14 protein-coding genes are annotated in these 13,153 nt (G+C 69.6%); 5 read left to right on the forward strand and 9 right to left on the reverse strand.

Going from position 1 to position 13,153, the window contains the following annotated elements; genetic code table 11:
• Positions 1-19 precede the first annotated feature (19 nt).
• Together ASF21_RS03585 and ASF21_RS03590 are read right to left on the reverse strand one after the other, a co-directional pair.
• Positions 20-742 carry a TetR/AcrR family transcriptional regulator gene (locus ASF21_RS03585; RefSeq protein WP_157365722.1) on the reverse strand — a complete coding sequence of 241 codons (723 nt, stop codon included), beginning with the start codon at positions 740-742 and terminating at the stop codon, positions 20-22.
• Positions 729-1,520, reverse strand: coding sequence for a phosphatase PAP2 family protein (locus ASF21_RS03590; protein WP_055766870.1), 792 nt, complete (start codon positions 1,518-1,520; stop codon positions 729-731). Before ASF21_RS03590 ends, ASF21_RS03585 begins: the two co-directional genes overlap by 14 nt.
• Positions 1,521-1,671: 151 nt before the next feature.
• On the opposite strand from ASF21_RS03590, the gene ASF21_RS03595 reads away from it, so the two are divergent.
• On the forward strand, positions 1,672-2,334 hold the full coding sequence (locus tag ASF21_RS03595; protein ID WP_055766873.1) for a pyridoxal 5'-phosphate synthase: 663 nt from the start codon (positions 1,672-1,674) through the stop codon (positions 2,332-2,334).
• A 3-nt stretch (positions 2,335-2,337) separates the two neighbouring features.
• Here the strand turns inward: ASF21_RS03595 and ASF21_RS03600 are convergent, their stop codons facing one another.
• The 3 genes from ASF21_RS03600 to ASF21_RS03610 all read right to left on the reverse strand — a co-directional run bounded on the left by ASF21_RS03600 (position 2,338) and on the right by ASF21_RS03610 (position 5,269).
• Positions 2,338-3,378 carry a putative zinc-binding metallopeptidase gene (locus ASF21_RS03600; protein WP_055766876.1) on the reverse strand — a complete coding sequence of 347 codons (1,041 nt, stop codon included), beginning with the start codon at positions 3,376-3,378 and terminating at the stop codon, positions 2,338-2,340.
• Between the two features lie 32 nt (positions 3,379-3,410).
• Complete coding sequence (locus ASF21_RS03605; protein ID WP_235498639.1) at positions 3,411-4,187, reverse strand: sulfite exporter TauE/SafE family protein; 777 nt, start codon at positions 4,185-4,187, stop codon at positions 3,411-3,413.
• Between the two features lie 254 nt (positions 4,188-4,441).
• The gene (locus tag ASF21_RS03610) at positions 4,442-5,269 is read right to left on the reverse strand and encodes an aldo/keto reductase (RefSeq protein ID WP_055766879.1); all 828 of its coding nucleotides are present in this window, start codon (positions 5,267-5,269) and stop codon (positions 4,442-4,444) included.
• 138 nt (positions 5,270-5,407) lie between these two features.
• Here ASF21_RS03610 and ASF21_RS03615 point away from each other — a divergent pair, with 138 nt between their 5' ends.
• Positions 5,408-6,334: an alpha/beta hydrolase gene (locus ASF21_RS03615; protein WP_082471203.1), complete on the forward strand. Its 927-nt coding sequence runs from the start codon at positions 5,408-5,410 to the stop codon at positions 6,332-6,334.
• A 75-nt stretch (positions 6,335-6,409) separates the two neighbouring features.
• On the opposite strand, the gene ASF21_RS03620 is transcribed toward ASF21_RS03615, so the two are convergent.
• Positions 6,410-6,721 carry a hypothetical protein gene (locus ASF21_RS03620; RefSeq protein ID WP_055766880.1) on the reverse strand — a complete coding sequence of 104 codons (312 nt, stop codon included), beginning with the start codon at positions 6,719-6,721 and terminating at the stop codon, positions 6,410-6,412.
• A gap of 242 nt (positions 6,722-6,963) precedes the next feature.
• Here ASF21_RS03620 and ASF21_RS03625 point away from each other — a divergent pair, with 242 nt between their 5' ends.
• Positions 6,964-7,596, forward strand: coding sequence for a GNAT family N-acetyltransferase (locus tag ASF21_RS03625; RefSeq protein ID WP_157365723.1), 633 nt, complete (start codon positions 6,964-6,966; stop codon positions 7,594-7,596).
• Positions 7,597-7,815: 219 nt separating this feature from the next.
• Here the strand turns inward: ASF21_RS03625 and ASF21_RS03630 are convergent, their stop codons facing one another.
• Positions 7,816-8,817: an NADP-dependent oxidoreductase gene (locus ASF21_RS03630; protein WP_055766886.1), complete on the reverse strand. Its 1,002-nt coding sequence runs from the start codon at positions 8,815-8,817 to the stop codon at positions 7,816-7,818.
• 65 nt (positions 8,818-8,882) lie between these two features.
• A complete protein-coding gene (locus ASF21_RS03635; RefSeq protein ID WP_055766890.1) occupies positions 8,883-9,623 on the reverse strand; it encodes a maleylpyruvate isomerase family mycothiol-dependent enzyme in 741 nt (246 codons plus the stop codon).
• Between the two features lie 61 nt (positions 9,624-9,684).
• On the opposite strand from ASF21_RS03635, the gene ASF21_RS03640 reads away from it, so the two are divergent.
• A complete protein-coding gene (locus tag ASF21_RS03640; RefSeq protein WP_055769072.1) occupies positions 9,685-10,227 on the forward strand; it encodes an acyl-CoA thioesterase in 543 nt (180 codons plus the stop codon).
• A gap of 27 nt (positions 10,228-10,254) precedes the next feature.
• Here ASF21_RS03640 and ASF21_RS03645 read toward each other — a convergent pair whose 3' ends face one another.
• Positions 10,255-11,583, reverse strand: a complete 1,329-nt coding sequence (locus ASF21_RS03645; RefSeq protein WP_055766893.1) for an APC family permease — start codon at positions 11,581-11,583, stop codon at positions 10,255-10,257.
• Between the two features lie 180 nt (positions 11,584-11,763).
• On the opposite strand from ASF21_RS03645, the gene ASF21_RS03650 reads away from it, so the two are divergent.
• Entirely contained in the window at positions 11,764-13,152 is a 1,389-nt protein-coding gene (locus tag ASF21_RS03650; protein WP_055766896.1) for an OFA family MFS transporter, read from the forward strand.
• The last annotated feature ends 1 nt before the right edge of the window (position 13,153 follow it).

The following is a 13,153-nucleotide window of genomic DNA, read 5'->3' on the forward strand; positions in this document are numbered from 1 at the left end:
GATGATCCGTCGGTTCTCCTTACCTGTTGATCGCGGCGCGGCGCAGGCCGTCGAGCAGGATCTCCAGGTAACGGTCGAAGCCCGTCGGCAGGCTGCCGTTCGATCCGCTGTCGGACGCCTCGCGCTCCTCCGGGGCGTCCATCGGCCCTGGCGCACCGGTCCGCGTCGGCGCGTCGGCCTGCTCGCGCGTCAGGGAACCGAGCATGCGGATCAGGACCAGGAGATCCGCTCCGGTCAGGTCGGGGCGGGCCGCGCCGTCGTTCCGCATCCGACGCGCGAGCTCGTCCGCGGTGGGGGAGAGCCGCTCGCGCAGCAGTGCGACTCCGGCGGAGACGAATCCGTGGTCGTCGAGCAGGTCGCGCAGGCTCCGGTCGTCGATCTGCATGCGGGCCACCGAACCCACGAAGGCCGGCACCGCCGCCCAGGGGTCCTCGAGGGCGAGGGCTTCCGTCGCGGCGCGGTCGACGTCCGCCCTGCGCTCCTCGAGGAGCGCCTCGATCAGCGTGCGGCGGTCCGGGAAGCGCCGGTACACGGTGCCGACACCGACGCCGGCTTCCCGGGCGATGTCCTCGAAGCTGCACTCTGTGCCGTGCTCGGCGAACATGCGTCGGGCGGCGCGGAGGACCACCTCGCGGTTCCGGCGGGCATCGCGCCGGAGTGGCCGTACGACGGCGTCCGCCCCGGACGCCGTCGCCCGGCCCGCAGGGGGACCTGACCGTGCACCGGTCTCAGGCGGCGTCACGGAGTGCCGCACGGTGCAGCCGGAAGGTCAGGAAGAGCCGGTGGGCGGTGATCACGACCGCGAGCCAGGCGATCCCGAGCGTCCACGCGACGAGCACGTCCGTCAGCCAGTGGTGGCCGAGGAACACGCGGCTGAGGCCCATGGTGACCGCGAAGAGGACGGCGAGCGTGACGGTCAGGGCCCGGGTGCGCTTGCGGTGCTGCCGGAGCACGAGGAGGTAGGCGACGATCCCGGCGATCACGAGCGCGTTGAGCGAGTGCCCGCTGGGGAACGAGGGCGAGGACTCGTAGGGCGGGACGGCGAGATCCATGGGCGGGCGGAGGCGCCCGATGGCGTCCTTGCCCGCGACGGTCATCAGCAGCGAGCCGAAGGCGGCGGCCGGGATCAGGATCACGGGAGTCCATGAGCGGCGGCTGACAGCGAGCAGCACCATCACGGCGAGGGCGAGGATCGGCATGCCGACGGGGCCACCGATGTCGGTGTATCCCGTGATGAAGGCGTCGAGCCGGTCCTGGCGGAGCGAGACGGCGAGGTCCAGGGCGGGCCCGTCGAGTGCCGCGACGCCGTCCGACTCGACGACCGACTCGTACACCTCCGCCGACGCCGCCGTCAGCAGCGCCGCGATCCCGCCGCCGACGGCGATGAGCAGGAGCAGCGCCGCGTGCGGGCCCAGCCTGGATGCGAGGGGACGGATGCACCGCACGAGGAGACGGCCGACGGGGGTGGACCATCGGGTGAGGTCGCGGGGGCCGACGTACTGGTCCTGATGGGCTGGCATCCCCTGACTCTATGCGCCCTGCCCTGCAGGGGCACCGGGCTGCGGGAACTGCGGCCGCGGTGTGTGCATCCGGCGCCCGTCCTGCTAGGGCACCCTCCACCGGCCGTCGGCGCGGCACCGGAACGTCTCGGCCCGGGTCTAGGCTGGCGGCATGAGCGATCCAGGTCCCATCCGCGATATCGTCCGTGGCGTTCCCGTGTTCCCCGACGAGATGCCGCCCTTCGACCCGGCCTCGGCGCCCGCCTCGCCGCTCGACCTCTTCCTGGACTGGCTGCGCACGGCGGTGGCGGACGATGTCGCAGCGCCCCACGCGGTCCATCTCGCCACCGTCGACGCCGACGGCGCGCCGGACGCCCGCGTGGTGATCCTCAAGGACCTGACGGAGGACGGATTCCAGGTCGCCTCGAGTAGGGACAGCCCCAAGGGCCGCCAGCTCACGGCCACCCCGAAGGCTGCCCTCACGTTCTTCTGGCCCGCGGCAGGCCGCCAGGTGCGGATCCGGGGCGGAGTGTCCACGGGCACCACGGAGGAGAACGACGCGGACTTCCAGCGCCGCCATCCGGTGGCCCGTGCGCTGGTGCTGGCCGGCAGCCAGAGCTCGCCCCTGCAGGACAGGGCAGGGCTGGACGCCGCCGTCGAGAGCCAGGTGGAGCGCATCGAGGCGACCGAAGGACTCGCGTCCACCACCTGGACGGTGTTCACGGTGGCACCTGACGCCGTCGAGTTCTGGCAGGCCGACCAGGAGCGCCGCCATACCCGCCTGCTCTACACCCGTTTCGGGGAGGGCTGGCGGCGCGAGTTGCTCTGGCCGTAGCGCCTAGTGTGCGGCTGACGGTCCTGTGGTGGAGGTCCGCGTCGTCGCAGGGGCACTGCCCGCACGCAGCCGGTGGACGAACTCGAGCTTGGCGATGACCGCCGGCGGCAGCACGAACGGGTAGAGATCGTTCGCGCCCATGCTGCGGTTCACCTGGTTGAGGGCCACCGACAGCGGGATCCAGGTCTCGCGCACCACCTCGCCGAAATCGGCCGTCGTGTCCGGTCCGGGTCCGCCCGCCACGCCGTACTGCAGGGCTGTATCGACGGTGTCACAGATGTGCAGGTAGTGGGCGAAGGTCTCGGCGAAGTCCTCGTACGGGTGCATGGTCGCGTACTGCGAGATGTGGTTCTTCTCCCAGCCCTCCGGCGGGCCCTGGTCGTAGTGCCGCTTCAACGCATCCTGGTAGCTGTCGCGGTCGTCGCCGAAGATGTCGCGCGCACGCTCGGTCATCTCGGGGTCCGAGAATACGAGGGTCCCCTCGACGTAGTGACCGGTCTCGTGCCGGAAGTGCCCGAGCATGGTGCGGTACGGCTCGTCCAGCTTCGCGCGCATCTTCTCCCGGTGGGAATCGACCGTCTCTGCGAGGTCGATGGTGATGAGACCGTTCTGGTGGCCGATCACCACCTTCTCCTCGACACTGGAGAGGAGGTCGAAGGCCAGTCCCCGCTCCGGGTTGCTGATCCTGTCCTCGATCGGCAGGCCGAGGGTGTCGAGTTCGTAGATGAGGTGCCGCTTTGACCGCTCCGCGTCCAGGAACTGCGCCAGCCCGGTGGTGTCGTGGTCGTCCGGGCGGGTGCGCGTGAGGGTGCAGCTGAAGCACTCGTCCCCTTCCTCGCGCACCAGCCAGGTGCAGCCGGACAGCGTCAGGTTGACGCACCGCACGAGGGACTGGCCCGCGCGATCGACATATCGGCCGTCGTCGTCGAGGGCGGTGATGCTCCGTTCGCCGCGGTGGAAGCCGAGCTGCGTGCCGCAGGCGAGGCAGCGGGAGTTCTCGAAGAACAGGGGGGAGGCGCACACGGCGCAGGTGAAGCGTTGCATGGGGTCCTGGGGGGAGGGGGGCGGAAGAACGGTCAGCCGAAGAAGACGAGCCGGATCAGGGCGGCAGTGCCGATGACGAGGATGGTGGCGCGCAGGGCGAGCGGGGAGAGCCGCCGTCCCACCCTCGCTCCGAGGAGGCCGCCGAGCGTGGCGCCGACGGCGATGATGAGGACGACGGCCCAGTCGATCGAATCCCAGGCGAACAGCATGAAGGTGATGGCGGCGACCGCGTTGACCGCCGTCGTGAGCACGTTCTTGATCGCGTTGATGCGCTGCAGGCTCTCGATGGTCACCATGCTCATCAGGCCGACGATCAGGATGCCCTGCGCCGCTCCGAAGTAGCCGCCGTAGACGCCCAGGACGGCGATGCCGGCGAGCAGGAGCAGCGAACGACGCCGGGAGGGGCGGGTGTCCGGCGCGGCCTCGCCGGCCTTCGCCGCCGCGGCCCGCTGCACGCGTGGTGCCAGGGCGACCATGGCGAGTCCGGCGATGATGAGGATCGGGACGATCGCCTGGAAGGCCTCGGGCGGAAGGACCAGCAACAGGAGGGCGCCGCCCAGTCCGCCCAGCACGGACAGCGGGAGCAACCGCAGGAGCAACCCCCTGTTGGCGCTGATCTCGCGTCGGTACCCCCAGGACCCCGACAGGCCTCCCCCCACGAGCCCGATGTTGTTCGAGATGTTCGCGACGATCGGCGGGTAGCCGAAGAGCAGGAGGGTGGGGAAGGTCACCAGGGTGCCCGAACCGACCACGACGTTGATCATGCCCGCCCAGAAACCGGCGACAAGGATCACGGCGATCTCGAGCACGCGCCCACCATCCTCCCGGCATCGGTCCGTGGGTTCCGGTCGGGCCCGGCGTCGGCCGCGGTGCGCCGGTCAGGGCGCTCGGGCTGCCGGGCAGGGAAGCACCTCGACAAGGATATGCCGAGGTGGCGGGCCGCCGTGACGCCCGTGTGCCTCGGGCATCCTCGCGGTCGGGGCTCCCGAGGATGCAGGTGGACTGGTTCCCGTCCGAGAGGGTCGCCGTGCTCCGTGCCGTCCACCGTGGCCGGTGACGCCGATCAGTGGCCGAACTCGTCCGAATCGACGATCTCCGCCTCCTGGCTCTCCAGGAGGTAGAGGCTCGCCACTTCCTCGCCCGAGAGCTCGACGTCGAAGACGTCGAGGTTCTGCGCGAGGCGCTCGGGATGCGAGGACTTCGGGATGGCGACGAGGCCCTGCTGCACGTGCCAGCGCAGCACCACCTGGGCGGGAGTCATTCCATGGGCCTCCGCGATGGCCCGGACCGCCGGCTCGTCGAGCAGTCCGCTGCCCTGCCCGAGCGGGCTCCAGGACTCCGTCACGATGCCGTGCTCGTCGTGGAAGGCGCGGTCCACGATCCGCGGACGCTGCGGGTCGAGCTGGATCTGGTTGACGTCGGGCACGATCCCGGCATCGATGACGTCCTGCAGGTGTGACGGCTTGTAGTTGGAGGTGCCGATCGCCCGGACCAGGCCCTCGTCCATGAGTGCGGCGATGCCCTGGACGGCCTCGACGTGGCGGCCCTGCCCAGGGTTCGGCCAGTGCACGAGCAGGAGGTCCACGTAATCGACGCCGAGCAGGTCCGCGCTCGTCTCGAAGGCCCGACGGACGCCGTCGACGCTGTGGTGCTCGCGGTTGAATTTCGTCGTGATGAACAGCTCCTCGCGGGGGACCCCCGAGCGGCGGACACCCTCACCCACGCCCTTCTCGTTGCGATAGTTCTCGGCGGTGTCGATCAGCCGGTATCCCGCGCTGATCGCCCGCTCGACGGTCGTGGCCGCCTCGTCGTCGTTCAGGGGCCACGTGCCGAGGCCGAGGAGGGGCAGGCGTGCGCCGCTGCGCAGCTGGACGGTGGGAGCGAGTGCCATGGGATCTCCTGATCGGGGGTGGGGGGCAGGTCAACCCTGTCCCGGGGGCGAGCACGCCGTCAACCGTGCCGCGGCAGTATCTCCATGATGGAGATATCATGGGTGCATCGATGGCGCGCAGCGCCGGAAAGGGGCCCCATGCCCTCGCGCATCCCCGCCGTCTGCACCGCCGTCGCCCTGATCCTGACCCCGGCGTGGCTCATCGCCACGAATCCTGCCGTCCCGCGGTCGCATCCGCTCCTGCCGTCACTCCTGGCCGTCGCCCTGCTCTCGGGACTCCTCGTCGCGGCGCTGCTGCTCCGGTCCCGGCGGCGGGACGTGCGGGTCGGTCGGCGCAGGGCGGTTCTCCAGGGCCTCGCGGCCCTCCTGGTGATCGGCGTGATGGCGGCCCTGGCATGGCTCGCACCGTTCCCGTTCCGCGATGATGCCGGACGGCTCGGGGAAGGGGTGGCGCTGGTGGACGTGGGCCTCGTGGAGGACGCGACGTCGATCACCCTCGTGCCGACCGGGGACGCACCGGAGGTCGTGACGCGTGGTCTGGTGTTCTACCCGGGGGCACGGGTCGAGGCCCTCGCCTACGTCCCGCTGCTCGCGGAGGTGGCGAGGGAGGGGACGCTCGTCGTCGTGCTCAAGGAACCACTCGGTATCTCGCTGGTCGATTCCGCACAGGCGGGTCCGGTGATGGAGGCGCACCCCGAGGTGGTGACCTGGGCCGTGGGTGGACACTCGCTCGGAGGCGTCTCGGCCTCGATCTTCGCAGCCGGCGACGCGGATGTCAGTGGCCTGCTGCTGTGGGCCTCCTACCCCCTCGACGATCTCTCGGGGAGCGGCCTCGAGGTGCTGTCCGTCAGCGGGTCCGAGGACGGCCTGACCACGCGTGCCGACATCACCGCGTCGCGGGAACTGCTGCCCGCCGGCGCCCGCTTCACCGAGGTTCCCGGGGGTGTCCACGCCTTCTTCGGCGACTACGGGCAGCAACCCGGCGACGGCGCCGCGACGGCCGGGAGGGACACCGTGCAGTCGGACATCATCGAGGCGACGGAAGCGTTCATGGGTTCGTTGTGAGGGTCTGCCGTGACCGGACGCACCCCACCCCTTGCGCTGCGCCCCGGGATCCTCGACCGGGACCGGGACCGGGGATCAGGCGATCATCCTCCGCGTGGCGACACCCGACCCGAGGACCGGCGACACCCGGCGGGTACTGCACGTCTCGCTGTAGGTCGCGCCCGGGGATCGGACGGCGAGGCCTGCCGCGGTCAGGTCGTCGAGCAGTTCGTTGACGGCCTGCGCAAGACAGTCCCGCTCCTCGCGGGGCAGCGGGGCGAGGCCGTGGAGGTAGGCGTCGATCTCGATGCGGTCGAAGGAGCCACCGGAGTTCACGTAGTGCCGGTGGACCTCGTCCAGCGTCAGCAGTGACGTCGTCATGGCCGAGTGGGCGGTCTCGAACTGCACGGGGGGCTCCTTCGGCCATGACTGCACGGGTGCGGCGGGACCCGTCTGCTCCGGTCACCGTAGCGCCCCGCGCTTCAAGCCCTCCCCTGTGAGACCTCAAGATTGGTTCAAGGGCGACCGGCCGGCCCCGGCGGCGCGGTCGAAAGTAGTAAGGGTACTTAATTTCACATCGGGAAAGAATCGGCCTATAGTCTCAGCAGGGCCTAGCAGCGGGCCATCGAACCACCATCGTGGAGCTGACCATGGAAACTTCCCCGTTCGTCGAATACCGTCCGCAGTCGATGCAGCCAACCGAGCAGGATCAGTTCGGGTGGGGTGCGGCACCGGCGATCACGACCGTCCCGCCCGCCCGGGCCGATGACGCGGACTTCCCGGACGACCTGACCGTCGTGTCGACCCGCCAGCTGCGGGTTCTCTGCAACCAGACGTACCGCCTCCTGGACCGGGACTTCCCTCCGATGGACGCCCTGCACCAGTACGAGGTGCTGGTCGAGGAGATCGAGCGGCGAGAGGTCCAGGCCGAGTCACGCGCAGAGCCCGCGCGCACCCGCAGCGGGTTCCGCGACAACTCCCTGTTCTCCCGCTTCGAGCTCTTCAGCGACGGCACCATGGTGGGTCACGTGAAGTACGAAATGAAGGGGTCGCACGCGGTGCTCATCCAGGCCGTCGTCGATCCGCGTTTCGACGCCGTGGACGTGGAGCCCGCACTCATCCGGCAGGTGTTCCTGAGCGCTCACCGGCGACGCATCGCCGTCGTGCCCTATTGCCCCCGAGTGCGCGAGTTCCTCGTGGAGTTCCCCCAGTACAGGCTGCTCCTTCCGGCCGATCAGCGCCGGCGGCTCGAAGCGTCGCTGCGCTCCCGTGGCGAGGACTAGGGCAGGCAGGACGACGCGGGGACCACGTACAGGTTGCGTTTCCGGAGGAGGCTGCGCAGGTGCGGCCGGAGCAGTCATCGCTCCGCCACCGGCCCGACGGCGCCGAAGGGCGCCGAGACGGGGCGATCCTGTCGACCATGGTCGTCGAGCCGTCCTCCGACGGGAGCTCGTGCACGTGCCGGAAGGCTCGCGATGGCGGGCCCGCTGCGGGATCGTGGCTCAGACGCGGACGAGCATCTTTCCCGTGTTGGCGCCGCTCATCATGGCGAGGAACGCCTCGGCGGCGTTCTCGATGCCGTCCACCACCGTCTCGTCGAAGACCACACTGCCGTCCGCCAGCCAGCCCGTCATCTTCTCCGCGAACTCCGGCTGCAGGTCCTGGTGCCGGCCGACGATGAAGCCCTCGAGCTTCAGTGAGCGCGTCACGAGGTTGGCCATGTTGTCCGGCCCCGGCGAGCGCTCGGTGCTGTTGTACTGGGAGATGGCGCCGCACAGGGCCGCGCGGCCGCCGGTCGTGAGGCGATCGAGTGCCGCCTCGAGGTGGTCCCCGCCGACGTTGTCGAAGTAGACGTCGATGCCGTCGGGCGTGAGCGGGAGCAGCTGCTCCCGCACCGGGGCGTCCTTGTAGTTGAAGGCGTCGTCGTAGCCGTACCTGTCCGTGAGCAGCGCGACCTTCTCCGCCGACCCCGCCGAGCCGATGACGCGGGAGGCGCCGAGCTTGCGGGCCACCTGCCCGGCGATGGATCCGACGGCGCCTGCGGCACCCGAGATGAACACGACGTCGCCTTCCCTCAGCCCTGCGACGCGCTTGAGTCCGGCGTAGGCCGTGAGTCCCGTCATGCCGGCCGCACCCAGGAACACGGAGAGGGGCAGGCCGGTCTCGGGCAGCGGCGAGAACTGCGTGGCCGGAGCCTGGGCGACATCCCGCCAGCCGAGCCCGTGAAGCACGCCGGTCCCGACCGGAAGGGTGTCGGACCTCGACTCGACGACACGTCCCACGGCTCCGCCGCTCATCGTCTCGCCGAGGCCGAACGGCGGGACGTAGGACTTCGCATCGTTCATGCGGCCACGCATATAGGGGTCGACGGAGACGAAGTCGTTCCGGACGCGCACCTCCCCGGGAGCCAGGTCGGGAAGTTCGACCGATGCGGTCGAGAAGTTCTCCGGGCCGGGAGTGCCGACGGGGCGGGAGGCGAGCTGGATCTGGGTGCTGACGGTCATGACTGGTCCTTCGGATCGGCGATGTCTCTACCTGCTTGAACAGTTATCCGGAGGATTTATTCCACTTAGAGGGCGCGAGCCAGCCGGGCCCGGAGCTCTCCTGCCGCCGGCTTCGCCTCCAGTGCCGATCCTGCCGTGCGGCCCCACAGCCACAGGAGCATCCCCTCGGCGTCGGCCCTGACCGCTTCCTGCCCGTCGGCCGCGGCATCCCGATCCACCACGGCCCGCGCGGGGGCGAGGTGCACGTCCCAGGAGTGCCCGCCTGACTCGAGCCGCACCGTCGAGCCGGACGCCGTCGGGTCGGGACGGCCACGCCCCAGCATCACGGTGAGTACCTCGTCGATCCCGTCCATCGCCAGGTCCACGTCCATGGGCGTGGTGTCGGCTCCTGCGGCCTCCTCGAGGTCGAAGCGGTGGATGGCCGTCTCGTGCGTCAGGCGCCGGATCCAGAACCCCACGGTCTGGTCCTCCGCTACCCATGTCTCGGCTCGATCGCCGGCCTCGTGTCCGTCGAACTGTTCGACGAGCCGGTCGTAGCAGTGGGCGAGCAGGGCTGCCGGAGGGAGGCTGCCCACGCTCACCGGAGGCCAGCCGTGACTCGGCCGTTCACCCGTCCGGATGGTCTCGGCCTTGTGCAGGAAGACGATCGCGGTATGCCTCGCGAGGTCCTCGCCGGTCCAGCCCGGGCATGCCGGGACCGGCCGATCCAGGGTGGTGTGGACGAGGTCGGCGAGCATGCGGTACTCGCGGTCCAGCAGCTCCCGATACCGGCCGAAGGACAGGGCATGGGGAGAAGGGGGCGTCATCAACCGAGTCTAGGCTCGCCGCCGGAGCAGGGCTATGTTACCGACGAGTAATATGACCGGCATGCACCTGATCCTCCGCACGCTTCTGCTGCTGGTGATGTCCCGCCGGCGATCGCCCCTCGGGATCTGGCAGCCCGGCACCATCGGGCTCCGGGTCCTTCCCACGGACATCGACATCGCGATGCACATGAACAACGGCATGTACTTCTCCGTGTTCGATCTGGGGAGGTTCGACCTCATGGTGCGCAGCGGGGTCTGGCGCCGGATGCGCCGGCGCGGCTGGACTCCTGTCGCGGCGGGCGAGACCATCAGTTTCCGCAAGTCGCTGCAGCTGGGCCAGCGGTACACGATCGAGACGAGGATCATCGGCCTGGACGAGCGCGCCATCTACTTCGAGCAGCGCGCGGTGGCCGACGGCGAGATCTACGCGCGGGCCGTCATCGCCACGCGCCTCGTCTCGCCGGCCGGACCGGTGCCGAACGAGGAGATCATCGCGGCGTTCGGTGCGCCGCCGGTGGAGCTCGTGCTGCCGGAGTGGATCCATGCCTGGCGCCTCAGCAACGCCCTGCCGAGCACCCGGAAGCCCGCACCGCACGCGTGGTGACAGGACGGCGTCGTGCCCCGGCCAGCCCTACGATCCGGTGCGGGCCCCGGTGCGCCCGCGCACGAGCTTCTGGACCGCGTACAGGGCAAGGCCCACCGCGAGGAGGACGGCGGTGCGGAGCCAGATCTCCCCGGTCTGCTGCGTGAGGAGCAGGACGCAGGACGCGATGGCCAGGTACGGGAAGATCGCCGGGATGCGGAAGTGCTGGTGCTCCACCCGGTCCTTCCGGAGCACGATCACGGCGATGTTCGTGCTGAGGAAGACGAAGAGCAGCAGGAGGACGACGGTCGAGGCGAGGGACTCGAGTCCGCCGGTGAGGCTCAGGGCCATGGCGACGAGGGTCGTGGCCACGATGGCGACCCAGGGTGTGCGGCGACGGGGGAGGACCCGGCTGAAGACGGAGGGGAAGAGGCCCTGCTCCGCCATCCCGTACGTGAGGCGGCTGGACATGATCATGGTCAGCAGCGCGCCGTTCGCGACGGCGATCAGGGCCACGAGGCTGAACAGCCAGGTCGGGATGCCCGCGCCGGTCGCGGCGACGACGTCGAGCAGGGGTGAACTCGATCCGGCGAGCTCCTCCGGGGCGAGTGCTGCCGAGGAGGCGAGTCCGATCAGGAGATAGACGACACCGGCCGTGAGCAGGGCGCCGAAGATGGCCTTCGGATAGACGCGGCTGACGTCCCGCACCTCCTCGGCGACGTTCGCGGACACCTCGAACCCCACGAAGGAGTAGTAGGCGATCAGCGACGCCGCGAGGACGGCGGACGCCGCGCTGACTCCGGGCGGGAAGTCGTTGACCCGCGAGAGGTCGCCGTTGCCTCCGGCGAGGAAGATGCCGACCACGACGATGACCAGGACGAGCCCGGAGACCTCGATCACGGTCATCACGACGTTGCTGCGGACCGATTCCTTGATGCCGCGCATGTTCAGCAGTGCCAGCAGGACGAGGAACACGAGGGCCGCGGGAACGGCGGGCACGTCGATGAAGGTGGTGAGGTACCCACCGGCGAAGGCCTGCGCCAGGCCCGCCGCGCTGGTCACGCCGGCCGCCAGCATGCAGAACCCCACCAGGAACGAGATGAACGGCTTCCTGAAGGCACGCTCGGCGAAGACCGCGGCCCCGCCCGCCTTCGGATACTTCGTCACCAGTTCCGCATAGGAGCCGGCGGTCAGCAGGGCGAGCGCGAGCGCCACCATGAGGGGCATCCAGATGGCACCGCCCACTTCCGCGGAGATCACCCCCACCAGCGCGTACACCCCGGCGCCGAGGACGTCGCCGAGGATGAACAGGTACAGCAGGGGGCCCGAGATACCGCGCTTGAGCCGGGTGTCGGTGGTCTGTTCCGTGATGGCCATGAGCGCCAGTGTAGGAGAAGTGCTAAGGGTGCTGGGTATCTTTCGGTGGAGGGCGCCGCTCGGCGCGCCAGACCTACCGCCGGTCGTCGCGCATTCGCCAGTTCGGTGTGACGCACAGCATAATTGCCTTCATCAACGATGGCCGGGGGGCGGCCACTCATTCTGACAGAGAGGTTATCGATGAGTTGGCTCGACCGCGACCACACCATCGCGCCACCGGGATTCAACCGATGGCTCATTCCACCGGCGGCTCTCGCCGTCCACCTGTGCATCGGCCAGGCCTATGCGACGAGCGTCTACAAGACCGCTCTGGTCAACCACTTCGACGCGACCCTGACGCAGATCGGCATCATCTTCTCGATCGCGATCGTGATGCTCGGCCTGTCCGCCGCCGTCCTCGGTACCTGGGTGGACCGCAACGGCCCCCGCAAGGCCATGTTCACCTCGGCGCTGTTCTGGACCTCCGGCTTCCTCGTCGGAGCGCTCGGCATCTTCACGAACCAGTTGTGGCTCGTCTACCTCGGCTACGGCGTGATCGGGGGCATCGGCCTCGGCATCGGGTACATCTCACCGGTCTCCACCCTGATCAAGTGGTTCCCCGACCGGCCGGGACTCGCCACCGGCATGGCCATCATGGGCTTCGGCGGCGGCGCGCTCATCGCGAGCCCGCTCTCCACTCAGCTGCTGCGCATGTACGACCCGAACTCCGGTGCCGAGGGCTGGGTCGCCAGCGGTGACGCCGTCGGCAAGCTCTTCCTGACCCTCGCCGTCGTCTACCTCGTCTACATGATGTTCGGAGCCTTCACCATCAAGGTGCCGGCGGACGGCTGGAAGCCCGACGGCTTCGACCCCTCCCAGCTCAAGTCCAAGCCACTCGTCACCACGGACAACGTCTCCGCGGCCAACGCCATCAAGACGCGCCAGTTCTGGCTCGTCTGGATCGTGCTGTTCTGCAACGTGACGGCCGGTATCGGCATCCTCGAGCAGGCGTCGCCGATGATCCAGGACTTCTTCCGCGCGGCGGACGGCACGACGGCGGTCACCGTCGCCGTCGCCGGCGGATTCGTGGGCCTGCTCTCGATCGGCAACATGGGTGGCCGCTTCGTGTGGTCGTCGACGTCCGACATCATCGGCCGCAAGCGCATCTACATGGTGTACCTCGGCGTGGGCGCCGTCCTCTACCTGGTGCTGGCGCTCGCGGGCAGCTCGACCACGCTCCTCTTCGTGGCCCTCGCCTTCGTCATCATCTCCTTCTACGGCGGCGGGTTCGCCACGGTCCCGGCCTACCTCCGCGACCTGTTCGGCACCTATCAGGTCGGCGCCATCCACGGCCGCCTGCTGACGGCATGGTCCGCCGCGGGCATCGCCGGACCGCTGATCGTCAACGCGTTCCTCGATGCTCAGGGCACGCCGGGTGAGCTCACCGCCGGCGCCTACCAGCCGGCGCTGCTCACCATGGTGGGGCTGCTGATCATCGGCTTCATCGCCAACCTGCTCATCAAGCCCGTCGACCCCCGCTTCCACGAACCGGTCAAGGGTTCACAGCGCGAATCTGTAAGGGAGGCCTGAC

Origin of the sequence: Arthrobacter sp. Leaf234 (assembly GCF_001422665.1) — a bacterium.
In the GTDB taxonomy this organism is placed as follows: Bacteria; Actinomycetota; Actinomycetes; order Actinomycetales; family Micrococcaceae; genus Arthrobacter_D.